At 62.8% G+C, this 22,233-nt stretch carries 20 protein-coding genes; 10 read left to right on the top strand and 10 right to left on the bottom strand.

Annotation, left to right across the window (positions count from 1 at the left end):
- Positions 1-170 precede the first annotated feature (170 nt).
- Positions 171-1,991 carry a hypothetical protein gene (locus ACPS74_RS08135; protein ID WP_029652030.1) on the bottom strand — a complete coding sequence of 607 codons (1,821 nt, stop codon included), beginning with the start codon at positions 1,989-1,991 and terminating at the stop codon, positions 171-173.
- A complete protein-coding gene (locus ACPS74_RS08130) occupies positions 1,979-3,124 on the bottom strand; it encodes a catalase family protein (RefSeq protein ID WP_425622398.1) in 1,146 nt (381 codons plus the stop codon). The genes ACPS74_RS08135 and ACPS74_RS08130 overlap by 13 nt, the downstream gene beginning before the upstream one ends.
- 688 nt (positions 3,125-3,812) lie before the next feature.
- On the opposite strand from ACPS74_RS08130, the gene ACPS74_RS08125 reads away from it, so the two are divergent.
- A complete protein-coding gene (locus ACPS74_RS08125) occupies positions 3,813-6,713 on the top strand; it encodes a cation-translocating P-type ATPase (RefSeq protein ID WP_036241806.1) in 2,901 nt (966 codons plus the stop codon).
- Positions 6,703-7,884 (top strand): methionine adenosyltransferase, encoded by a 1,182-nt coding sequence (locus ACPS74_RS08120; RefSeq protein WP_029650367.1) that lies wholly within the window; start codon positions 6,703-6,705, stop codon positions 7,882-7,884. The genes ACPS74_RS08125 and ACPS74_RS08120 overlap by 11 nt, the downstream gene beginning before the upstream one ends.
- A gap of 2 nt (positions 7,885-7,886) precedes the next feature.
- On the opposite strand, the gene ACPS74_RS08115 is transcribed toward ACPS74_RS08120, so the two are convergent.
- Positions 7,887-8,330: a hypothetical protein gene (locus ACPS74_RS08115; protein WP_029650369.1), complete on the bottom strand. Its 444-nt coding sequence runs from the start codon at positions 8,328-8,330 to the stop codon at positions 7,887-7,889.
- Entirely contained in the window at positions 8,331-8,687 is a 357-nt protein-coding gene (locus ACPS74_RS08110; protein WP_029650371.1) for a DUF5132 domain-containing protein, read from the bottom strand. It lies immediately after the preceding gene.
- 219 nt (positions 8,688-8,906) lie between these two features.
- Here ACPS74_RS08110 and ACPS74_RS08105 point away from each other — a divergent pair, with 219 nt between their 5' ends.
- Positions 8,907-9,920 carry a magnesium transporter gene (locus ACPS74_RS08105; protein WP_239753809.1) on the top strand — a complete coding sequence of 338 codons (1,014 nt, stop codon included), beginning with the start codon at positions 8,907-8,909 and terminating at the stop codon, positions 9,918-9,920.
- Positions 9,921-9,946: 26 nt separating this feature from the next.
- On the opposite strand, the gene ACPS74_RS08100 is transcribed toward ACPS74_RS08105, so the two are convergent.
- Positions 9,947-11,905, bottom strand: coding sequence for a beta-galactosidase (locus tag ACPS74_RS08100; RefSeq protein ID WP_029650375.1), 1,959 nt, complete (start codon positions 11,903-11,905; stop codon positions 9,947-9,949).
- 83 nt (positions 11,906-11,988) lie between these two features.
- Between ACPS74_RS08100 and galK the strand changes: the two genes are divergently transcribed.
- The 7 genes from galK (at position 11,989) to ACPS74_RS08065 (ending at position 17,974) form a co-directional block, all read left to right on the top strand.
- Positions 11,989-13,152: a galactokinase gene (galK, locus tag ACPS74_RS08095; RefSeq protein WP_029650377.1), complete on the top strand. Its 1,164-nt coding sequence runs from the start codon at positions 11,989-11,991 to the stop codon at positions 13,150-13,152.
- Between the two features lie 9 nt (positions 13,153-13,161).
- On the top strand, positions 13,162-14,211 hold the full coding sequence (locus tag ACPS74_RS08090) for a UDP-glucose--hexose-1-phosphate uridylyltransferase (protein WP_029650379.1): 1,050 nt from the start codon (positions 13,162-13,164) through the stop codon (positions 14,209-14,211).
- A 14-nt stretch (positions 14,212-14,225) separates the two neighbouring features.
- Positions 14,226-14,882 carry a 3-oxoacid CoA-transferase subunit A gene (locus tag ACPS74_RS08085; RefSeq protein ID WP_029650382.1) on the top strand — a complete coding sequence of 219 codons (657 nt, stop codon included), beginning with the start codon at positions 14,226-14,228 and terminating at the stop codon, positions 14,880-14,882.
- On the top strand, positions 14,882-15,541 hold the full coding sequence (locus ACPS74_RS08080) for a 3-oxoacid CoA-transferase subunit B (protein WP_029650385.1): 660 nt from the start codon (positions 14,882-14,884) through the stop codon (positions 15,539-15,541). Before ACPS74_RS08085 ends, ACPS74_RS08080 begins: the two co-directional genes overlap by 1 nt.
- Before the next feature lie 107 nt (positions 15,542-15,648).
- A complete protein-coding gene (locus ACPS74_RS08075) occupies positions 15,649-15,876 on the top strand; it encodes a hypothetical protein (RefSeq protein WP_029650387.1) in 228 nt (75 codons plus the stop codon).
- Between the two features lie 115 nt (positions 15,877-15,991).
- Entirely contained in the window at positions 15,992-16,834 is an 843-nt protein-coding gene (locus ACPS74_RS08070) for a lytic murein transglycosylase (RefSeq protein WP_029650389.1), read from the top strand.
- A gap of 183 nt (positions 16,835-17,017) precedes the next feature.
- Positions 17,018-17,974, top strand: coding sequence for an MORN repeat-containing protein (locus tag ACPS74_RS08065; protein ID WP_239753811.1), 957 nt, complete (start codon positions 17,018-17,020; stop codon positions 17,972-17,974).
- A 154-nt stretch (positions 17,975-18,128) separates the two neighbouring features.
- Here the strand turns inward: ACPS74_RS08065 and ACPS74_RS08060 are convergent, their stop codons facing one another.
- The 5 genes from ACPS74_RS08060 to ACPS74_RS08040 form a co-directional block, all read right to left on the bottom strand.
- Entirely contained in the window at positions 18,129-18,485 is a 357-nt protein-coding gene (locus tag ACPS74_RS08060) for a hypothetical protein (RefSeq protein WP_029650393.1), read from the bottom strand.
- Positions 18,486-18,634: 149 nt separating this feature from the next.
- Positions 18,635-20,194: a porin gene (locus tag ACPS74_RS08055; RefSeq protein WP_239753813.1), complete on the bottom strand. Its 1,560-nt coding sequence runs from the start codon at positions 20,192-20,194 to the stop codon at positions 18,635-18,637.
- A 39-nt stretch (positions 20,195-20,233) separates the two neighbouring features.
- Positions 20,234-20,824, bottom strand: a complete 591-nt coding sequence (locus ACPS74_RS08050) for a hypothetical protein (RefSeq protein WP_239753814.1) — start codon at positions 20,822-20,824, stop codon at positions 20,234-20,236.
- 73 nt (positions 20,825-20,897) lie between these two features.
- Positions 20,898-21,167: a hypothetical protein gene (locus tag ACPS74_RS08045; protein WP_029650400.1), complete on the bottom strand. Its 270-nt coding sequence runs from the start codon at positions 21,165-21,167 to the stop codon at positions 20,898-20,900.
- A gap of 61 nt (positions 21,168-21,228) precedes the next feature.
- The gene (locus tag ACPS74_RS08040; protein ID WP_029650403.1) at positions 21,229-22,056 is read right to left on the bottom strand and encodes a hypothetical protein; all 828 of its coding nucleotides are present in this window, start codon (positions 22,054-22,056) and stop codon (positions 21,229-21,231) included.
- Positions 22,057-22,233 lie beyond the last annotated feature (177 nt).

Below are 22,233 nucleotides of genomic sequence, written 5' to 3'. Positions count from 1 at the left end.
CCGCGCTTGTCGCGGCCATCCACGCGATGACACGACGCACATGAGCCGAACATGCCGTCTCCACGTGATGCGTTTCGCGATGTCCCGGCGTCATGCCCGGCACAAGGCCGGGCATGACGGCTGAGGAAGATTCCGGACGGCTGATGCCCGCCCGCGCCGGGCTTCGAATGTCACTTCGTTTTCAGATATTCGACGATCGCCATGGCGCCGGGGATGTCGTCAGACCAATCGAGCTTCAACGTCTTGCCGTCCTCGATGACGTCTTTGTCGTGCCCCTTGTTGGAGAGCGCCGGAAAGGACGTCGTGTCGAAACGATAGCCCTCGCGCGAGAGCGTCTGCGCCGGCTCCCAGGAGAAGCCGACGAGCTTCTTGTCATAGTCGAGCCGGCTCTTGATGAAGACGGCCGGGCGCTCGCGCGGCACGAGGAGATGATAAAGCGTCGGCACTGAGCCGTTGTGCAGATAGGGCGCCTGCGCCCACACGCCGCCAAGCGGCAGCGCGTTATAGCCTTCATGCGTCGCCGGATCGGCCATGGAGACGTCGGCGCGGTTCTCCAGCGAGACGTCTTCGAACTTCGCGCAGGGCGCAAGCCGGTCGCCCGAGGGCGGCATCTCGACGACTCTCGTCGGCGGACAGATCTTCGCGAAACTGTCGCGGGCGTTTTTCGCAATCGTGTCGCTGACGACGCGCGCCCGTCCGAGATCGGTGCCGAGGTCGTAGACCTTGCCGTTATGCGGACGATGACACGTAGCGCAGTTCTCGTCGAACAGCGCCGAGCCCTTTTTTGCAAGCGCGAGATCGACGGGGAAGGGGTAGACCGGCGCCGGCAGATCGCGCAGCAGATCCTCGCTGAAGGCGGCGATGCGGATGTCGGTGTCGCGTCCGAGCCCCAGCGTCAGTTCGGCGGCGAGGTTGCGGAAGATCGGAATCGGAATATTGCCGTTCCATTGTCCGCCGCCGTCGACGAGTTGCGTGTGATCCGGGGACCAGCGGGCCAGACGTTTCTCCTGCTCCCACACGGCCATGAAGTCGGTGATGCCCGGCGTCGGCGGCAGGCTTGTTTTCGGATCGGGAGTTTCGCCGCGCGCTTCGGCGGCGGCGTAGACCATCGACGTGCTGACGCCGGTCGCGTCGGCCATGCCGCCGAAGCCCTGCGTCATCTGTTCCTCGAAGCCTTTGTAGTTCTTGAAGACGAGATCGAGGAGCGAGACGTATTCAAGTCCGGCGCGCGTCAGGAATTTTTCGACGATCGCCGGCGCGTCCTGCATGAAGAGCTCGATCTGACGCGTCTCATAGGCGGCGTCGAAGCGGCGGCCGGCGAAGGAGTAATTCTTGTAGAAGTAATTCCTGTCTTGAGCATGCGCCTTGTCGAGCGCGACGAGAATGGCACGCGTCGCGCGTTCGATCTTCTCCTCGGGCGTTGTCGCATCCGCGGTGATCTTTTTGATCGTGTTTCTCACTCTGACGCGATACTGGACGAGGTTGAACTGCGCGTTCACGCCGCCGTCGAGATAGCGCAGACTGCCGTCGTCGAGCCGCACCCGACCGATATGGCAGGCGCCGCAACTCAACGCCGCGTAGTCGAGGGCGCCGCTGGGATCGTTGCGCGCCAGGCCGGTCCAGCCGAAGCCGCGCGCGATGGGGTAGGTGGGATCGCGCGCGTCGATGAAGAGGCCGGCGACGTCGAGAAAATTATCTGCGCTTCCCCATTCTTCGGGCGCGAGCTTTGGCAGGAGCTTCAAAATGATGAACGGCGCGCCGTCGGTCAGGCCGAAGGGAAAATCCGCAAACCAGCGATAGGCGACCGGCTTGCGGCTGATATAGGCGTCGAGCGCCTTCAGTCTTTTTTCCTGCTCGGCGCGCCACTCGCCGCCGGAAGGCGCCGTTTGCGCGAAAGCCGGCGCGTGGAGACAGGCGTGTGACGCCAGCGCCAGGCATGCGACGAACGAAATGCGCGCGATCGCGCTTGTGAGACGCGTCACCACGGCCATTTTGGGAATCCCGTCGGCTCTTTGGGCTGGGACCGGAACTTCGAGGAGGCGATATAGACGTCGCGACGCAGCCGATTGATGCCGCCGATCGGCTGATGCGCCGTGAGTCCGTGCCATGGCGTGAACGCCATGTGCTCGCATTCCGTCACCTGAAACGCATTGTCGAAATCTTGCTGGTCGATCTCGATGGTCGCGACATTTTGCGGCGGCGCGGTCGTCTCCGACCATTCGGCCGTCGCATCTTCGATCGGCAGCGAATCGTCATTACGCAGCTGGACTTTGAAATCGAAGACAGCCGGCTTGCCATTGGCGGGATCGAGGCTCTTCTTCATCGCCTCGCGCAGATAATTCGTGGTTGGATTTGCCGGCACGGGCGTCTTTTCCGCGCTTCTCGGCGTCACGCTGAATTTCGCGACCCTGTCGGAGCCATAAAGAAATGGCGCAGCCGAAAAATACGGACTCTCGAGCGGATTGCCGACATTGGTTTGCTTGATCTTCGTGACGACGCCCAGGGTCTTCTTCTTCTCGGGCGAGAGCGGCGGCGCAAAAAAAGACGAGATGTCGTCGTGTTTGGCGAGCTGGATTTTTGTAACTTCCAAATATTCGGAGACGTTCGGAAAGGCGAAGCCGGGAAGATTGATCAGCAGGAAATCCTGCGTCTTCGCTCCCGGCTCGTTCAGCAAGGTTTCTCCCTCGACGCCGATGAGCTTGATCGCCATGCCGCGGCTGTCGGGACCATTCTTGCCGAGATCTGGCGCGAGAAACGGCGTGGCGTTGGAGAAGCGAATCCAGGCGGGATATTTCTTGCCCGGCGTCGCGAAGACGCCAGCCCGGTAATTTGGGGGAATATCCGAATTGACGGTAAATGTCGCTTTGACGCAGCCGTGATCTTTTGGATGCACGCCGCGCCGCGCCATCCCTTCCGGATAGCGCATCTGCAGAAGCTGCGTGGTGAGCGAAATGATCTGCCCGATCTGCTCGGCTTCGCCCTGAGGCGCTTTCTCGAATTTGGTGAGCGGGGCCGTCGGTACGGCGGCCGCCGCCTGTTCGGCGCTGGCGACTTGGCGCGGGCTTGTTGACATCGTCAAAAGCATCGCGGCCGTCGCGACAGACGCGCTCCGTCTTCTCATCATCTTTTCCCTCCCCTCGAGAAAGCGATTTCTTGAATTGCGCATTTGAAAGAAGTCCGCCGCAAGGACGTTATACGCCCGCGTGACCTTGACGCCTAGAATGGCGCTATCAACGTTGTGCAGAATGTTGAGCCGGCGCGATAGCAGATGCGGTCGCAGCGAAGTTCGCCGCAAGCAGCTTTCTCAAGAACATTGTTCGCTCCCACCCGAATCGACGAAACTGAAAACGCTAACACTATCAGATTTGCAAACTGGCGAAGGCGCAATATAAGCTTGCCGCTTGTGGGGAACGCCGATCCTTCGTTAAGGTTCCGCCGGCAGACGATTTTGCAGCGCAGGATCGCTGTGCAGCGCAGCGGCGCGCGGTTGCGCCTATCCCTTGCGCGCAACTATAGTACCGATCTCAAACATTGCGGAGCGCGCCCCTTGCGCGTCGCCGTTTAAGAGCGGCTGCCGACGACATGACTCAGAGCAGCGGTTTTGCGGAAGCGATTCCGCAGAGCCGAATGTCATCGAACGGTCGTGAAAAGCGGGCTTCGATGCGCGCCAGACAATGTGCTCAATGATCCTGGCTGAAGCGGACTCACAGAACGCGCCCGTAGGTTCACGTCGCTTCGGCGTTGAGTCTTGTGCGCAATTTGGCGCCGAGCTCATTCATGATGCTTGTTGCGGCCGCGCGCGGATCCGCCATATGGGGCTGCGCGGCCGCGCAGCGCTCGCGCGGGCCGTCGAGAAACGGCTTCGACGTCTGCCCGGCGTCCTTTTCGTTCGCGCCAGCGAATTGACGGGTTCGACTCTCATCGAATTCCAGCAGCCCCTCACAAGCGCGCGACTGATGCAGGCGCTCGAAGCGGCGGTCGCTGAAGAGCCGGTTTTCGACGTCGGCGAAGGCGCGTCGCTAACGCCGGAAAACGCCGCTCACGCCGAAGCGATCGATGCGCTCGCGGCGCGGCTGGAGACGGACCTCGGTCGAGGCTTAACGACAGAGGACGCGTCGGAACGACTGCAGAAATGGGGGCGCAACGAGCTCCGCCGCGCAGAGCCGCGCTCGGCGGCGATCGTTTTCGCGGAACAATTGACCAGTCTCCCGATTGTATTGCTCGGCGCATCGGCGGTGGTGTCGCTGGCCACCGGCGGCGTCGCCGACGCGGTGATGATCGCTGCGGTGGTGCTGATCAACGCCGGCATCGCCGCGGCCACCGAGCGTCAGGCGGACCGAACGATTTCGGGCCTTGCCTCGGAGGAGCTATCGGACGCCGCCGTCGTCCGCGACGGCGCGCGATTGAGGATCGACGCGCGCGATCTTGCGCCGGGCGACCTCCTGCTGATCGAACGCGGCGTCTTCGTGCCGGCGGACGCGCGGCTGATCGCCAGCGACGATCTGACCGTGAACGAATCGCCGTTGACCGGCGAGGCGCAACCGGCGCCGAAAGAGGCAAAGATTGTTCTGGCGCCGGATACGGGAGTCTCCGATCGTCGCAATATGGTGTTTCGCGGCACGGCGGTGACCGGCGGATCCGGCGTCGCCATTATCACCGCCATCGGCGCACAGACCGAGATCGGCCGCGTGCAACAGTTGCTCGGCGCGCTACAGCGGCCACAAACGCCTATTCAGCGCGAACTGGGCGACGTCGAGCGCGAACTTGTCATCGTCAATGGCGCCATTTGCGCGTGCGTCTTCGCTCTTGGCCTTCTGCGCGGCCACGGGCTTATCCCGACCTTGCGCAGCGCGATTTCGCTCGCGGTGGCGGCCATCCCCGAAGGGCTGCCCGCCGTCGCGACCACGACGCTCGCCTTGGGCGTGCAGGACATGCGCAAGCGCAAGGTGCTGGTGCGCAAGATCGACGCCGTGGAGACGCTTGGCGCGATCGAGACGATCGGACTCGATAAGACCGGCACGCTCACCGAAAACCGCATGGCGGCGGTGCGCGTTCACGTCGACAATGGCGCGTTTGAGCTACAGGAAGGCCGATTGTTGCGCGACGGCGTCGATGCCGACGCTGCGACGGTCGCTATTGCGCGTCGCCTCTTCGAAGCCGCGACGCTGTGCAGCGACGCCGCCGTCGCGCCGGCGGCGAAAGGCTGGGAGATCGACGGCACGCCGACCGAAACAGCATTGGTGCAAGCGGGCGTGGCGATGGGCGTCGATCCCATCGCTCTGCGGCGATCTGCGCCTATGGCGACCTGCGTGGCGCGCGGCGAAGGCCGCAAGCGCATGAGCACGCTCCACGAAGCGACCGGCGGCGCCCGCATTCTCTGCGTCAAAGGCGATCCGGTCGAGGTGCTGGCGCGTTGCGCGACCCGCAGCACGGCCGATGGCGCCGCGCGGCTCGACGGCCCGGCGCGGACCGCCATTCTCAAGGCCAATGAGCGCATGGCCGGCGACGCGCTGCGCGTTCTCGGCGTCGCGGTCGGCGAAACCGGCGGCGACCCCCGTGACGAGCATGATCTCGTGTGGCTCGGCCTTGCCGGCATCGCGAATCCTATTCGCGCCAGCGTCGGCCCGGCGCTCAAGCAGCTGCATCGCGCCGGCGTGCGCACGGTGATGATCACCGGCGATCAAAGCGCGACCGCCTTCGCCATCGCGCGGCGACTCGATCTCAATCACGGCGGCGAGCTGCGCGTGCTCGAAGCCGGGCAGATGGCGAAGATGCGGCCCGAGATGCTTGAGGCGCTGGCGAGGCAGCCGCATGTCTTCGCGCGCGTCAGCCCCGTCGACAAGCTCAACATCGTCAAGGCGCTGCAAGGCCACGGCCATATCGTGGCGATGACCGGCGACGGCGTCAACGACGGCCCCGCCTTGCGCGCGGCGGACGTCGGAATCGCGATGGGCGGAGAAGGCGCCGACGTCGCTCGGCAGGTCGCCGACATCGTGCTCGCGACCGACGACATGGACGGCATCGTCGAGGCCATACGACTTGGCCGCGCCACTTACGCGAATATTCGCAAGGTCCTGCGCTATCTCGTTTCGACCAACGCATCCGAGACGATCGCCATGCTCGGCGCCGCCCTTGTCGGCGGCGAGCCGTTGACGCCGATGCAGCTGCTCTGGCTGAATCTGGCGACCGACGCGCTGCCGGCGATCGCGCTAGGACTTGAGCCGCCGGAGCCGGACGTGCTCGACCGGCCGCCGCATGATCCGAAAGCGCCGATTCTCGCCGCCTCCGATTTTAGGCGCATTCTTCGCGAGGGGTCGGTGATGGGCGTTGCGGCGCTGATCGGCTATTTCAGCCTCGGCGGCGGCGCAGGCGGCGCGCGCGCCAGCACCGTCACCTTTCACGGCCTCACCTGCGGCCAGTTGCTCCACAGTCTGGCCTGTCGTTCGGAGTTACGCGGATTAAGCTCCGAGGTCGGCAGGCCGCCCAATTCGACGCTCTATGGCGCCGTCGGCGCAACCCTGCTGCTGCAGGCGGGCGTGCAACTCTTTCCGTTGACCCGGCGCCTTCTCGGCCTGTCGCCGCTCGGCGCAGGCGACCTGTTGCGGATCGGCGCCATCGCCCTCGGCAGTTCGCTCGCCAACGATATCATCGGCAGAATCGCCGATCGCGAAGAGGCGCCGCCGCGCGGCAACGGAGAAAGCCATGTCGCCTGACATGATCTTCACGTCTGAGTCGGTGACTCCGGGGCACCCCGACAAGCTCTGCGATCAGATCAGCGATGCGGCCATTGATGCGCTGCTGCGTGAAGATGATCGCGCGCGTGCAACTGTGGAATGCGCCCTGGCGACGGGCGTCGTCTTTCTCGCCGCGCGATACGCCGCCGCCGCGCTCGTCGATTTGCCGGCGCTCGCGCGCGCGGTCATGCAGGAGGCCGGTTACGCCGCTGGGAGCTTCGACGCGCGCAGCTGCTCGATTCTGACGAGCTTCGTCGAATTGCCGCTCGAGGCGCGCGAGCCGCCTCTCCAGGAACTCGACGACGACGCGGCGATCAGCAGGCGCGTGGCGCGTGAGCAGGCCAATGTTTTCGGCTACGCTTGTCGCGATACGCCTGAGTTCATGCCGGCGCCGATCAGCCTCGCGCATAAGGTCGCGCGGGCGCTCGACGCCGCTCGGCGCGACGGATTCTCGTCGCTCTCGCCCGACGCCAAGACGCAAGTTTCCGTCGAATTTCGCGGCGGTCGCCCCGCACGTATTTATGGGGTTTCGCTGACCGTCGCCTTTGACGGCGCGGCGATGGATGACGCCAAGTTCGACCGGCTGCGCGCGATCGCGCTCGACGCGTTGTCGACGGGCGAGATGACGCCTGACGCTCAGACCAGCGTTCACGTCAACGCCGGCGAATCATTTGATATTGGCGGACCGGCGCGCCACGCCGGCCTCACCGGGCGCAAGAGCGGGATCGACGCCTATGGCGAGATCGCGCGCCAGAGCGGCTCGGCGCTGTCAGGCAAGGACCCTTCGCGCATCGAACGCGCCGGCGCTTACGCGGCGCGGCACGCCGCCAAGAACATCGTCGCGGCTGGCCTCGCCGAGCGCTGCGAAGTCCACCTGGCTTACGCGGCGGGACAGGCTAAGCCCATCAGTCTCTCGGTCGAGACCTTCGGCACCGGCTATCTGGCCGATGAGAAAATCGCCAGACGCCTCGCCGCGCTCCTGGATTTCCGGCCTGGCTCGATCGTCCGCCGCTTCGGCTTGCGCACCGCCCCTCAAATGGCTGGCCCGGCCGGCTTCTATCTGCCGCTGGCGACCTACGGACATTTTGGCCGCGCCGATCTCGATCTCCCGTGGGAAGCGACCGATGTCGCGGATGCGCTCAGGGATTAGGACTAATCGCCATTCCCGCCGTCGCCATCCAGCGACCAGACGCCGCCCAGTCGGCTCGCGTACCACAGCAGGGTGATCGCCGGCGGCAAAACGCTCTCCTTAGACATTTGCCACAGCGCGGCGGCGAACAGCGCCAGCGCCGCGACGGCTTTCGGGTCGATCGAGACTGCCGGCGCCTCGCGCGCGGCATGAGGCGCTTCGCCGACGACAAAGAGCCGCGCCTCCTGCGCCGCGACGCCAATGCGGGCCAAGGGTCCGCTGTGCTGAATGAGCACGCTGCCCGTCAGCGGCGCCACTTCGACGGCGCGAACGCCGGCGATCGCCGAAAGGCCCTTGGAGACCGAAGCGAAATAAGCGGCGTCGCCGCGGCGGTCGGCGACGCGCAGCCGCGCGCGGCCGGGCATGGCGTGCGCCACCTGCGCCAAAGGCAGGATTGCCTCGCTCATCTACGCGCTCTCGCCTGCGGCGCGCGACGCGGGAGCCTCGCCTGCTGGCGCCGCGCTCTCGGGCTTTGCCGTCGCTGCGGACGTTGTTTCCGTCTTTGCTTGCGCAGCCTTCGTCTGCGAGGCGGCCATCGCCGCCGCGAAAATATCGGCCACGGCCTCGGCCTTCGCTTCGGCGAAGAGATCTTCGGCGGCTTCGGCAAGTTCAGCGCCCTGCACGCGCGCTTCGTGATAGGCCATCACCGCGGCTTTCATCGCCGCCTTGGCGATCGGGCGCACGCGCTGCGATCCCTGACGGTTGAGAAGCAAAACCGCGGCGGCGCCCGTCAACGCGCCTAGCGCAAATCCAAAGGGTTTCATCACTTCGACTCCGGTCCGATTCGCTGAGGGCCGCCAGGGCCAAGCGAAGACGGCGAGGAAATTCTATCAAGACATCCTATCAGCAACAATCGACGCGATCGCGAAAAGAGCGCGCGAACGGTCACATAACTGTAACGTGGCGCGTTCCTATGAGCTGCGGCTACCCGCTGCTCAATCGGCCCGGACGCCGCTTGTCTTTCAAAACATCGATGAGAAGCCATGACCGTAATGCCCAGCGCACCGACGCTAGACCGCCTGCCTCCAGTGGAGACGAACGGCCAGACCGTGGGACGCTATCTCGTGACGTCCGTGCCCATGGCCCGCTCGCGCGAGAGCGCTGGCGAGGCGCGGGGGCGGTTGATCGGCCAGCGTTTTGACGACGCCTCGCATGTTTTCGTGCTTGCCGAAGACGGCCGCCTGATTGGCGTCGTCGCCATACGCGATCTGCTTGGCGCGCCGGAGTCGACGCCGCTGCATGACATCGCCCGAACGGCCGAAGCCTACAGCGTCCCGCTCGGCGCGGATCGCGAATATGCGGCCACGGTCGCCATTCACTCGGGACTGTCGATCTTGGCCGTCTCTGACGCCGAAGGAAGATTTCTCGGCGCCGTGCCGGCGCGCGCGCTCATGACCATCTTGCGCGACGAGCATCTTGAGGATCTGCATCACATGGTGGGCATTCTCGGCAAGTCGGAGGCTGCAAGAGACGCATTGACGGCCGCGCCGCATCGTCGCGCGCTTTATCGGTTGCCCTGGCTGCTTGTCGGCATGGCCGGCAGCGCCGCGGCGACCGCCATGATGTCGCGCTTCGAAACTGCGCTCAGCGCGCATATCGCCGTCGCCTTCTTTATTCCCGCGATCGTTTATCTCGCGGATTCGGTCGGCACGCAGTCGGAAGTCGTGGTCATCCGCGGCCTGTCCCTGACTGATTCTGCGCTGCTGCCGCTTTTCGCCGGGGAGCTGGGCACCGGGGCGCTGCTCGGCGCGATGCTCGGCTGTCTCGCTTTCCCGATTGTCTGGTTCTTCTTTTCGAGCGTCGGCCTCGCCGCGACCGTCGGAATTTCGCTGGCGGTCGCGAGCACCATCGCAACGACGTTCGGATTTCTAATGCCCTGGATTTTCGCGCGGCTCGGCTATGACGCAGCGCTCGGCTCCGGCCCAGTCGCGACCGTGGTGCAAGACACGTTTTCCCTCTTGACCTATTTTGTCGTCGCTTCTTGGCTGGTGTTCTGAGCCGCGCATTTAAGAGAGTGCGGCGGTCAGCCGCGACGCCTGAAGACGGCGACGCCGCAGGGTTCGAGAAGGCGCTCGCCGATCAAGAGAGTCTCGTCGCCGACCAGCGCCGAAATATCCGTCGTCGCGGCGCCGTAATTGAAAATGTAGCGCATCGCCCCATTGTCGCGGACGCGGATATCCTCCGGAAGGTCGAGCGTCGATATGGCGGCCACATGAACAACATGGCGCAGCATGTTGTTCAGCAATTCTTCGTCCGGCCAACCGGCGAGATAAAAGACGTTCTCGGATCGCGCGAGCGCAGTCTCGCCGTCTTCCGACGTGAACTCGGGCGCGACGCTCTCGCCGAGAACCAAGAATTCGCGCCACCGCACGAAAGCGCCTAGTCCGGAAAGTGCAATCCGTGCGCCTGGCCGTAGGCTTTCGGCGCGTCTGACGCGAATGTCGATCACGCTTTGCAAAACGCCGGGAGGGAGATCCGCCGGTATTTGAAAATCAGCCGTCTTCGATCCCGTGCGCGGGCCCAGCAGGATCGTCGCGCCGCTTTTCGCCAGCGCCTCTGCGAAATCGTGAGATGGCGCAAAGAGCGCGGGAGCGATGATCAGCCTTCGATCAGCGATCGCCGTCGCGGTCGGCGGTATGACGTCGATGGAGAGTCCCGCGCGCCGCAGGCCGCGGTAGACGGACAGGATGAGATCGAAATAGGAGAAGTCCTGACCTTGCGGCTCGATGCGCCACGCCCAGGCGCTTTCATAATCGAAGACCAGCGCCACCTCTGCGCGCGCCGTTTCGACCCGCGCATCGAGCATCGCAAGCTCCTCCGAAATGCGCGCGACGTCATGATAGGCGTCATTCGGCTGGGCGTTCGGCAGCAGCAGCGCTTCATGCATCTGCTCTTGCGCGAAAGGCGCCTGCCGCCAGCGAAAATAACTCACCGTCTCGGCGCCGGCGGCGAACGCCTCGAAAGTCCAGAGCCGCACGGCGCCCTTGGCGGGGGCCGGATTCCACGGCGCCCAATTCACCGGCCCCGGCTGCTGCTCCATCACCTGCCATCTGCCACGCCCGCACGCGCGGTAGAGATCGTGATGAAACGCCTGAAAGTCAGAATCGCCGACGCGCATGTAGCGCAGCTTGAAGGCGTCGTCGTGAGAGGAACGTTCGAGAAAGCCGAGCGGGTAGCTGTCCCACGCGGCGACGTCGAGATCGTCTGAGAGCGCATAGTGGTCGAAGTCGACGAACGCGCCCATGAAATTATGAAGGATCGTCGCACCCGGCGCATGACGTCGGATGATTTGGGCTTGGCGTCGATTGAAGGCGACGACCTGATCGGACGAGAAGCGCTGAAAATCCATCAGATGCGACGGATTGGCTTCGGTGACGGTCAGGTTCGGCAGCTCAATCTCGTCGAAGCTTCGATATTCCATCGACCAGAAGACATTGCCCCAGGCTCCGTTCAGCGTTTCGATCGAGCGATATTTAGCCTCGCACCATCGCCGAAACGCCTGCATCGCGGCCGGCGAATAGCTGAGCACCGTGTCGTGGCAGCCATATTCATTGTCGGTTTGCCATGCCGCTACAGCGGGGTGGCCGCCGAAGGCGCGCGCCTGATGCTCGACGATGCGCTCGCATTCTTGAGCGTAGCCTTCGTGGCTCAAACAATAATGGCGGCGCGAACCGAAATTGCGCGGACGCCCATTGGCGTCGAGCGCCGTCATATCGGGCATCTTGTCGACGAGCCATTTCGGCGGCGTCGCCGTCGGCGTTCCGAGCACGACCTTGAGGCCGGCGCGGTCAAGCGCCTCGATTGCGTGGCTCAGCCACTCGAAACGATAGGCTCCCTCGCTCGGTTCCAGCCGTGACCAGGCGAATTCGCCGATCCGAACAAAGGAAAGACCTATACCCTTCATCATGGCCGCGTCTTCGCTCCAGCGTGACTGAGGCCAATGTTCGGGATAGTAGCAAACGCCAAGGCGTTGACGTGTCATGGGCGGACTATCATTTGATCCCCTACCGCCGATCCGATGCGGCGTCGCCTTGACGATTTGATGACAATGGGATTGTGGCCGGAATGGAGTCGAGGATCGAGCAAGATCTGATTGCCGCCTTCCGCCGCAGTTTCGAGCGCGAGCCGCGCCTTTTTCGGGCTCCGGGCCGCATCAATCTCATTGGCGAGCATACCGATTACAATGACGGCTTCGTCATGCCGGCGGCGCTTGATCTCTCGATCTGGGCCGCCATCGCGCCGCGTTCCGACCGCCGCTTGCGCATAGGCTCGCTTGTCATGGATGAAGTCGTCGAATTCGACCTCGACGACGCGAACGCGCAGCCGCGCGGCGATTGGACCGATTATGTGCGTGGCGTGGCGATATTTCTTGAGCGCGCCGGCTACGAACTGAATGGCGCCGATCTCGTTCTCGATGGAAATCTGCCCATCGGCGCCGGACTCTCGGCCTCGGCGGCGTTCGAAGTCTCCGCGGGCTTTGCGCTTTTGACGATCTCCGGCGCGAAGGTCGACCGGGTCGAACTCGCCAAGATCTGTCAGCGCGCCGAAAATCAATTCGTCGGCGTTCGCTGCGGCATTATGGACCAATACATTTCGTGCTGCGCCGTCGAAGGGAGCGCCCTGCTGCTCGACTGCCGCAGTCTCGTTTCGCGGAAAGTTACGATAGATCCGGACGCGCGTCTTGTCATTTGCGACACGATGGTGCGCCATCAACTCGCGAGCGATGAATATAATTCGCGTCGCGAGGACTGCGAGCGCGCAGTCGCGGCGCTCTCGACGCGGATCGATGGAATAGCGGCGTTGCGGGACGTGACGTTTGCGCAATTGATGCGATACGGGGATTCGATGCCCGAGCTCATCTTTCGCCGCGCGCGGCACGTCGTCGGCGAGATCGATCGCACGCTGCGCGCCGCTGCGGCGCTGGACGCGGGGGACCTTAACGAATGCGGCCGTCTCATGTATCTTTCGCATGAAAGTCTGCGCGACGATTATGAAGTGAGCTGCGCCGAGCTTGATCTCATGGTTGATATCGCCCGCAGCCTTCCGGGAGTCTATGGTGCTCGGATGATGGGCGGTGGATTTGGCGGCTGCACCATCAATCTGGTGGAAGCGAGCCGCGCGGAAGCCTTCGCGCAGGCGATGGCTGACAAATATCGCACAGCGACGGGCGTGACGCCGCCCATCCTCACCTGCGTGCCCGGTCCTGGCGCGGGCCCTGTCGGCGATTAGGAGCGGCTGGTGTCCTTGCTGAGTAACGCCTCGCATCGCCGACTTAATCAGCTCACGGGCGAGTGGGTGCTCGTCTCGCCGCATCGGACCAGCCGTCCATGGCAAGGCCAGGTCGAAAAGACCCACGCTCCAGAACGACCTCGATACGATCCGACCTGCTATCTGTGTCCTGAAAACGCGCGGGCGAATGGCGAACAAAACCCGGCCTATAAGGGCGTCTTCGCGTTCGACAACGACTTCGCGGCGCTCACGCCGCAGGCGTCAGCGGAGGACATCGTTCAAGACGGGCTGCTTGTCGCGCAAAGCGAGTCCGGCCGATGCCGCGTGCTGTGTTTCTCGCCGCGCCACGACCTGACTTTAGCGCGCATGACCGTTCCCGAGATCGTTCCCGTCATTGACGCATGGCGGGAGGAAACCATTGGTCTGGGCGAACTCGATGCGATCAATTACGTGCAGATTTTCGAGAATCGCGGCGCGGCGATGGGCGCGAGCAATCCGCATCCGCACTGCCAGATCTGGGCGACCCACAGCGTTCCGAACGAAGCAGTCAAGGAATCGAAGCGGCAGGGCGCATATCTGGCGCAGAACGGATCTTGTCTCCTCTGCGATTATCTGGCGCTTGAAGAAAGACTCGGCGAGCGGATCGTTTGTCGCAACGACCATTTCGTCGCGCTTGTGCCTTTCTGGGCGATCTGGCCGTTCGAGACGATGGTGCTCGCAACAAGGCATATCGGCTCTTTCGCTGATCTTACCGGGGAGGAGGCGCAGGGGCTCGCCGACATACTTCGTCGGCTGACCATTCGCTACGATAATCTGTTCGAAACCGACTTCCCCTATTCGATGGGGTTCCACCAGCGTCCGACAGACGGCGCGCCGCACGCCGACTGGCATTTTCATGCGCATTTTTATCCGCCGCTGCTGCGTTCGGCGAGCGTGCGGAAATTCATGGTGGGCTTTGAGTTGCTGGGCGAACCCCAACGCGACATCACGCCGGAAACGGCGGCGGCGCGCCTGCGTGACGTTTCCGAAACGCACTATCTGGATACGCCCACACGATAAGCAGGGCTCGGCGAATGAGAAAAAGCGCGATCACCGCCGAAGCCGCAGCGCAGCTCGTTCCCGACGGCGCGCGCGTCATGATCGGCGGGTTTCTTGGCGTCGGGTCGCCTAGTCGGTTGATCGACGCGCTCGTCGCGCGTGGCGCGCGCGCATTGACGATCATCGGCAACGACACAGCCTATCCGACGGTCGGCGTCGGCAGGCTGATCGAAGCGGGATGCGTTGCGCGCGTGGAGGTCTCGCATATCGGCACCAATCCGACCACGCAGCGATTGATGAGCGCCGGCGCGATCGACGTGGAGCTTATCCCGCAAGGCACGCTCGCCGAACGAATCCGCGCCGGCGGCGCCGGGCTTGGCGGCGTCCTGACGCCGACCGGCGTGGGCACGATCGTCTCGGACGGCAAGCAGGTCATCGAGATCGATGGCGCGAGCTTTCTCATCGAGAAGCCGCTGCGGGCGGATTTCGCCCTGCTGCGCGCGCATGAAGCCGACTATTACGGCAATCTGACCTATCGTCTGACGGCCGCCAATTTCAACCCGGTCATGGCCTTCGCCGCCGACTGCGTCATCGTCGAAGCTAACGAGATTGTGCCGGTTGGAGTCATTCCGCCCGACGCGGTGCGCACGCCGGGCGTGCTCGTCACGCACATCGTGGGCAGAGCGCGCTGATGGACGCCAAGGAAATCATCGCGCGCCGCGTCGCCCTGGAGCTGCGCGACGGCATGCTCGTCAATCTCGGAATCGGCCTGCCGACTCTCGTGGCGCGTTTCATCCCGCAGGGGATATCGGTCGCCATGCAGAGCGAAAATGGCCTGATCGGCTTCAGCGCGCCGCCGCCGGATGGCATGGAGAATCGCGATCTCATTGACGCCGGCGGCGGACTCATCATGTCGTTGCCGGGCGCCGCCAGTTTCGACAGCGCAACGAGCTTCGCGCTGATTCGAGGCGGCCATGTCGACATGGCGGTGCTTGGCGCGTTGCAGATCGACGCCGCGGGACGTCTCGCCAGCTGGATGATTCCCGGAAAATTCACGCCGGGAATGGGCGGTGCCATGGACCTTGTCGTCGGCGCCAAGCGCGTCGTCGTCGCCATGCAGCACGCCGCCAAAAGTGAGCCGAAGATCGTTGAAACTCTTGCTTTGCCGCCGACGTCAGCGCGGCGCGTCACCCTCATCGTAACGGAGCTTGCCGTCATTGAGCCGACCGATGAGGGGCTGGCGCTACGCGAACGCGCGCCCGGCGTCAGCGTCGCGGATATCGTCGCCTCTACTGGCGCGCGGCTGATCGTGCCGGAAGTTACGCCCGAGATGCCTCTCTGTCGCGATTAGCAGGCAGGCGTCGATACTTGATATCGGCCACGCTCGATACAGGTATGGCTCTGGCCGCGTCGCGCACTTTGCGCAGCGGTCGTTAGCGCTAAACGAAAGAGCAACCGATGAGTAAGCTGTTGATCTTTTCTCTTTCCGCCTTCATTGGCCTCGCCGCGTTCAATCCCGCGACAGCCCGGACGATGGACAAGCAGCGCGCAGCCTGCGAGCGTGATTCTCACAAATTCTGCGCGGCGGATGAGCCCAATGCGATCGCCGTCGAAAAGTGCCTGCGCACGCATATGAACGAGCTTTCAAGCGCGTGCAAACGCCAATTCAAGGCAAAGCGCCGCTGATTCAGCGCGTCGCTTGAGGAATGCCGGCGCTGGCCGCGCATTCGGCCGAGAGTCGGGCGCCGTGAGGGTGCGTGGCTGATTGCAGCGCCTTGGCAGGCCCACTAAACTGCCGGGCATGAATCGGCTGTCGAAAAGCGCCAAGGCGTGGGGTGTGTTACTTACCGCCAGCGCGCTGGCTTTTGGCGCGTGCGCCGTGTCGGCGCACGCCGCGCCCTGCGGATCGTCGCCAGCCGGCTTCAGCCAGTGGCTCGAGGAGCTCAAACGCGAAGCCCTGGCGGAAGGCGTTTCACAACGGACGCTCGACGCTGCGTTGACTGGCGTAGCCTATGATCACGCGGTGATTGGCCGCGACCGCGGACAGCGGATTTTCCACCAAAGTTTTGAGAAGTTTTCGAGCCGCCTGGTGACGCCCGGTCGTTTGAGCAAGGCGCGGGCGCTGCTCCAGCGGCACGCGGCTTTGCTCGCACAGATCGAGTCGCGTTATGGCGTTCCCGGAGCGGTGATCGTGGCGATCTGGGGATTGGAAACCGGCTTTGGCGCCGACAATGGGCGCTTCAGGACGATGCAGGCGCTGGCGACGCTCGCCTATGACTGCAGGCGCTCCGCGCAATTTAACGAAGAGCTGAAGCACGCGTTGAGAATCGTCGAGCGCGGCGATATGTCCCCGGCGCAGATGCGCGGCGACTGGGCTGGCGAAATCGGCCAGACGCAGTTCATGCCTTCCTCCTATCTGACATATGGCGTCGATTTCGACGGCGACGGCAGACGCGATCTCATACGATCCACGCCAGACGCGCTCGCCTCGACGGCGAATTTCCTCAAGGGCAAAGGCTGGCGCGCGGGCGCCGGCTGGAATGAAGGCGAGCCCAACTTCGCGGTTTTGCTCGAGTGGAATAAGGCGCGCGTTTACGTAAAGACGATCGCCCTGCTGGCGACGAAGCTCACAGGCGCGCAATGAGCGGCGCGCCGTTCAGGCGCATTTCCGCAGACGCTGAACAATCCACTTTAGCAAATTTTTCCTTGAAAAAGTTCATTGTTCTAAATTTTGACTAAGCTATAAGCTCACGGTTCCGTCGCGTTCACCAGCGCAGGTTTTGCCATGCTTTACGCCTCAGTCCCCAAATTTCGCCGCGGCATATTCATGTTTGCGCTTTGTGCGGGGGCTGTCGGCTCGCTTCCGGCATCGGCGGAAATTGTTCCCAAATGCACAGAAGAAAACATCTCGAAACATTGCGTCGGCGTTATAACGGCGCCCGACGGCAACCGTTATGTGGGAGAGATGCAGGGCGGCAAAGCCAACGGCAAAGGCGCGCTCATTTTCACGGATGGCAAGAAATACGTGGGTCAATTCCGCGACGGCGCGCCAAACGGCAAGGGAACCATCACGCATCCCGACGGCGAGTCCTACACCGGCAGTTTCAAGGACGGGAAGAAAAGCGGGCAGGGAAAGTTGGTGGCTGCTGACGGAAAAATCTACGTCGGCCAGTTCAAGGAGGACGTTCCCAATGGCATGGGCGCCGTCACCATGCCAGACGGCAAGAAGTTCTCCGGAAAGTTCGTTGACGGCGAGCTTGCCGTGAAGCCGAATGCCGGCAGCGCGACGCAGAACGAACAGAAGGGGCCGAAAAACGGCCTGCCGCCTTGCGACGTCAGTTTGGCGACGCCTTGGAAGCGCTGCGTCGGGGGACTGAAGTTTCCAAACGGCGACTTTTATGCGGGCGAGTTCCGCGACGGAAAAGCGACCGGTCGCGGCACGATCACCTTCGCGTCGGGCGGACAATACGTCGGCGAGTTCCGCAACGGCATCCGTCACGGCAAAGGCACTTACACGATCGCCAACGGCGAAAGCTACAGCGGCGAATTCGTCAACGGCCGGATCGTCGGCAAGGGCGCTTACACATTTCCCGACGGCAAGAAATATGTGGGCGAATTCCGCGACGGACGTCCGCACGGCAAGGGCATTCTCACCCTGCCGAATGGCGCCTCCTACCGCGGCGAGTTCCAGAATGGCGAGCCGGACGGACAGGGAACGATGAGCTTGCCCGATGGCCAATCGCAGAGCGGAATCTTTAGAGCGGGCAAATATCAGCCCCAATAGACCGCGTGGGTTCGGCGCGCCAGCGGGCGCAAGGTCTCGTTTGATCGGTGGTCGCCAAAGGCGGGCCGCCGTGCTGAGGCGAAGTCCTTGAAAGCGAAAACCCCAGCCGGGGTCTGGGGTTTTCTGGTCTCGGCCGTCTTTCGTTTCGCCGCGCCTATTGGATGGGCGTGACGATCGAGGCTTGCGCATTATTGGAAATGGTAATGTTGTCAGAGTCCGTCTTGCTGATCGTGGCGCCCGCGGAGTCGATGATGCTGCCGATCGCGAAGGCTTGCTTATCGATGTTCACATTGCTCTGATTCTGGTTGCCCGAACCAAGATCGACGAGGCTTCCGCCGACCGAGCCGTTCTGAACGACGGCGGCGTTATTGTTCACGCCGATCTGTGTGACGGTCGAATAGTTGTTGCCGTACGCTTGCGACTGATTCTGGTTCTGATTGTTTTGACCGTCGGCGAGGGCCGATCCGGCAGCGAGCGTGCAGAAGGATATTGTCGCGATCAGCTTTTTCATGGGTCTGGTCCCTGGAAGTTGGCCTTCGTTGTTCGGATACTGCCTACAGTCACCCTAGCTTTGCAGCGCGCCGCGGTCGATCGTTTCGACCTCGACGAACTGCGATAGAATCTTCGATGTGGCTGAAACGCCACATGTCTCCAGCCTCATCAAAAGGCCTTCCGCATATAGGTGAGGACGTTCGGGAAGTTGACGGCCACCGGCAGGCCGCGTCCGCCGAGGTATTGGCCGTTGGCCTGGCTCCATGTCCAGCCGCCTTCCAGACCGAACGCCCATCCTTCGCCAGCCCAATATTCGGCGTTTCCGACCACGCGCTGACCTCTGACTTGCGTATTGAAGCCGAAAGCGACGTTGCCGAAGCCGAGAAATTCCGGGGCGGAGCCCATGTAGGTCTGAAACGCCGCTCCCGTGATCGAGGTCTTGAACACGGGAGTCCAAAGATGTTCGTAGGATCCCATGAATGACTGACCGGAGCTCCTCTGGATCGTTCCAGTCGAGCTGCTCACATAGTCGATCGACATATACGGCATGCCGAGATACGAAAGCGCGCCTTGAGTGGCGGTCGCCGATAGCATGGCCTTGCCGTACATTTCGCCGCCAAGGGGACCGATGAGCCCGCTCCACTTCCAACGATATTCGCCGGCGAGCTGCGCAGCCCAGCCCCACGTGGAGTATTTCGGCATGAAGGAATTGTAAGCGTTGGCGGAAACATCCCTGATTTCGTGCATCGCTCCCGACGCGTGAACGACGAAGGCGGGGGAGCCGACGCGCAATTGCGCGACAAAGTCCGGATATCCCATGCCCCTCGGATATCTCGACAGAACCCCGTCCGGATAACGCCTCAGCGTCGGATCTTCAGCCGATACGCTGATCGAGGCGCCCAAGCGCGGCAGGAGACCTGGGAGAACGTCGATATTTTCGATTCTGTGGGTGTACGAAACCGCCGGCGTCGTCATGTAGGACGCGTAGCCGGGCATGAAGGTGTAGCCGGTACGGCTGAAACTGAACAGCGACGGCTGGAGTCCGACGCGCAGCCCGCCGAATTGAATCCAGGCCTGATCGAAGGCGCCCCTCCAGTAGTTTCCGTAAAGTTGATTCAGCGATATGCGCGTTTCGCCTTCGTAATTTTTTACCGTCCTAGCGAACAATCCGGCGTTGACGAACACGGAGATTGTTCCGTAATCCGTGTTCCGGAACGCCAGAAAATTCACCATGCTGTATGTGCCGGTATATGCGCCGGAGGTCGTCTTGCCGACGAGCGGATTTTTCCAATAGTACAACATCGGAACGGCGGCGCTCAATCCAAGGCCGCGCCATCCGTATCGATAGGCAGGAAGCCGCTGCGTCGTGAACGCTATGTCTTCGGTCGCAAAGTCCTTGCCCAGGAAACCGGTAAAGGATCCGTGGACCGCGCCGCAAAAGCCGATATAGGGAATTTGAAAAAATTGGGTATTGCCGTTCAGATTGCACGGCCCCGTCATTTTGAACGCTGGCCGCGGCGCCGCTTTTGCTACCGGCTGATTGGCGGGACGCTTCTCTTTCACTCGTGTTTTTGAGGCGGCGTTGAGTTCTTGGATGGCGCGCTCAGCTTCCAGAATCGAAGCGTCGACGCCCTTATCGAAGCTTGCCGGCTGTGCGAGCGCAGTCGACGCGCCCGCCATTCCGGCGGCGCAGGCGAACGATACGACGATTTTTGTTCGCTTTTTCACGTAGTCCTGTCCTTTGGACATCAAGTCAAAGGTTCGTCGTTAGTGCATTCGTCCAAAGCTGTTCGTCGCCGTCAGACCTGGCGGCGTCCAGATCGCCAGACTCATGCTGTCCGTGGCGAACAGAGAGAGATAGCCTTCTGACGTTTGATAAGACTGGTAGATCGGGCCGTCGGTCGGCACCAGCACGCGAGGCGCCGAACCATTTCCGACATGGGAGTTTTGCGCGACTGCAGCGACATTCGTGCCGCCCATTTGCGTGATCTGCGAACTGTTCTCCACGCCGTTCTGGGTCACGGCCGCGTAATTCTGTGCGCCATAGCGCGGGAGACCCCCCTCGCCGCGAACACTCGCGCTGCCGCTAGACACTCCCGTGGAGTCGCCGATCTGCTGCATCTGCGAATAGTTGTTGAGTCCGTTCTGGTTGATCACCGCTTGATTCGCCTGATTGGAATCCTGAACGCCGTAGTAGACGTTCACGAAGCCGGACTGCGAGAGATCGATGGACGACTGCGATCCGCCGGTGAACCCATATGCGAAATTGAAAGGCGCGCTTTGCGTCGCCATCTGCGCAAAGGCGCAATTCATGACGCTCAGGAGGAAGATTGCGGCTAAAAGCGAGGTTCGCGACATCGTCTATTCCCAGCTCTCGAAAAATGACGACCAAGCGCGCGGCGGCGCGCTCTCAAAGACAAAGCGCTAAGAGCTAACGCCTGAAAAAAACCGGCTGCCGACAGTCGAAGCGATACGGGCGATTGTCGCTGCCCGGAACCGGCTCCAAGACCCAGATGTCGTCTCTGAGATAATCCTGGGCTTCCGTCTGCGCCAAATAGCCGCCGAGACATGCCGGCGAACTGTCCTCAGTCACGACCGCTACAGATCGTCTCTGCCTGTGGCTCTTGGCTGCGTCGGCGGGCGACGCGAATGCGGAGAGACTGAAGAGAACGACGAGGGCGGCTTGCAGTATTGGCTTCATAGGATTGATCCTTTGAACATATGCTGCACGCCGCCCTCGATGTTAGCCAGGCTCGCTAAGATCAGGGAGCGCCGTTGCCGATGGCGTTGTGGTTCGCGGTGACCGCGACGCCGGCGAGCGCGATAGCATTGTCCTGGATATCGATCGGGTTGAAGGAGTCGTCGACGCGCAGGCCGCCAGCGACGCCGCCACGGTCAGCGACATTGATGTTGGTGTCGACTTCGATCTTCGACACCGAAGTGTTGTCGATGCGGGTGTTGTTGGAGCCGATGGTGATCATGAAGGCCTTGCCGTCGCCGCCATTGGCGTCGATGCCGTTGCCGACGCCGTGCTGAGCGGCGCTGGCGGCCGTGGACGACTGCTGGGACGAGAGATTGGCCTGCACCGTGGTGAGTCTCGCGGCCGACGAGGTGGTGCTGTCGCCGGTGCCGACGCCAACGTTAATCGGAACGATCGGGGTCGCGGACGCGTCCTGCAGCGCCGTGCCATTGGCCGAAAGCGCAACCGGGATCGCGAGGCCGCCGGCAAGACCGGCCTGAGTCGTTTCGGTGTCAGACACCGCCACCGCGGCGTTGATCGCCACGACGTTGACGTCGCCGCCGTCGCCGCCATTGCCGGAGTCGACGATGCTGCCGACGCTGAAGGCGTGCGTGTCCATGTTGAAGACAGCAGAGGTCTGGCTGAACGCGCCGGTCGCCAGATCGATGCCGCCGCCGACGGCGACGTTCTGGTTGACGACGCCGACGTTGTTAAGGCCGAGGTTGGTGACGCTGCCGACGTTCACGCCCTGCGAGACGGAGGTGTTGATGCCGACGTTGGCGCCGATCGGGTCAGCGAAAGCGGGGGTAGCGAGCACGGCGGCGATGGCCACAAGCGAAAGCTTCTTCATGGGGAGGATCCTTCTAGAGACTTTTTTCTAATCAGACGACCAGCACGCCAGTCATCGTGGCGCAGAGTTGGCGAAGAGCGGTCGATCCGTCCAGCCACTAAATATCCCGATAACCACTTTTAGTAATAACTGTGGCGAAAGTGCAACATCATCATGCAGTGCAATGTAGAATGGCTA

This window comes from Methylocystis sp. SB2, assembly GCF_049817085.1.
Classification (GTDB): Bacteria; Pseudomonadota; Alphaproteobacteria; order Rhizobiales; family Beijerinckiaceae; genus Methylocystis; species Methylocystis rosea.
Note: the sequence above shows the minus strand (reverse complement) of the source record. Positions and strands in the feature narration are given on the sequence as shown.

Coding starts and splice junctions, on each gene's coding strand:
- ACPS74_RS08135 (WP_029652030.1), bottom strand. CDS start 1,991: ATGGCCGTGGTGACGCGTCTCACAAGCGCGATCGCGCGCATTTCGTTC.
- ACPS74_RS08130 (WP_425622398.1), bottom strand. CDS start 3,124: ATGATGAGAAGACGGAGCGCGTCTGTCGCGACGGCCGCGATGCTTTTG.
- ACPS74_RS08125 (WP_036241806.1), top strand. CDS start 3,813: ATGGGGCTGCGCGGCCGCGCAGCGCTCGCGCGGGCCGTCGAGAAACGG.
- ACPS74_RS08120 (WP_029650367.1), top strand. CDS start 6,703: ATGTCGCCTGACATGATCTTCACGTCTGAGTCGGTGACTCCGGGGCAC.
- ACPS74_RS08115 (WP_029650369.1), bottom strand. CDS start 8,330: ATGAGCGAGGCAATCCTGCCTTTGGCGCAGGTGGCGCACGCCATGCCC.
- ACPS74_RS08110 (WP_029650371.1), bottom strand. CDS start 8,687: ATGAAACCCTTTGGATTTGCGCTAGGCGCGTTGACGGGCGCCGCCGCG.
- ACPS74_RS08105 (WP_239753809.1), top strand. CDS start 8,907: ATGACCGTAATGCCCAGCGCACCGACGCTAGACCGCCTGCCTCCAGTG.
- ACPS74_RS08100 (WP_029650375.1), bottom strand. CDS start 11,905: ATGACACGTCAACGCCTTGGCGTTTGCTACTATCCCGAACATTGGCCT.
- galK (WP_029650377.1), top strand. CDS start 11,989: ATGGAGTCGAGGATCGAGCAAGATCTGATTGCCGCCTTCCGCCGCAGT.
- ACPS74_RS08085 (WP_029650382.1), top strand. CDS start 14,226: ATGAGAAAAAGCGCGATCACCGCCGAAGCCGCAGCGCAGCTCGTTCCC.
- ACPS74_RS08080 (WP_029650385.1), top strand. CDS start 14,882: ATGGACGCCAAGGAAATCATCGCGCGCCGCGTCGCCCTGGAGCTGCGC.
- ACPS74_RS08075 (WP_029650387.1), top strand. CDS start 15,649: ATGAGTAAGCTGTTGATCTTTTCTCTTTCCGCCTTCATTGGCCTCGCC.
- ACPS74_RS08070 (WP_029650389.1), top strand. CDS start 15,992: ATGAATCGGCTGTCGAAAAGCGCCAAGGCGTGGGGTGTGTTACTTACC.
- ACPS74_RS08065 (WP_239753811.1), top strand. CDS start 17,018: ATGTTTGCGCTTTGTGCGGGGGCTGTCGGCTCGCTTCCGGCATCGGCG.
- ACPS74_RS08060 (WP_029650393.1), bottom strand. CDS start 18,485: ATGAAAAAGCTGATCGCGACAATATCCTTCTGCACGCTCGCTGCCGGA.
- ACPS74_RS08050 (WP_239753814.1), bottom strand. CDS start 20,824: ATGTCGCGAACCTCGCTTTTAGCCGCAATCTTCCTCCTGAGCGTCATG.
- ACPS74_RS08045 (WP_029650400.1), bottom strand. CDS start 21,167: ATGAAGCCAATACTGCAAGCCGCCCTCGTCGTTCTCTTCAGTCTCTCC.
- ACPS74_RS08040 (WP_029650403.1), bottom strand. CDS start 22,056: ATGAAGAAGCTTTCGCTTGTGGCCATCGCCGCCGTGCTCGCTACCCCC.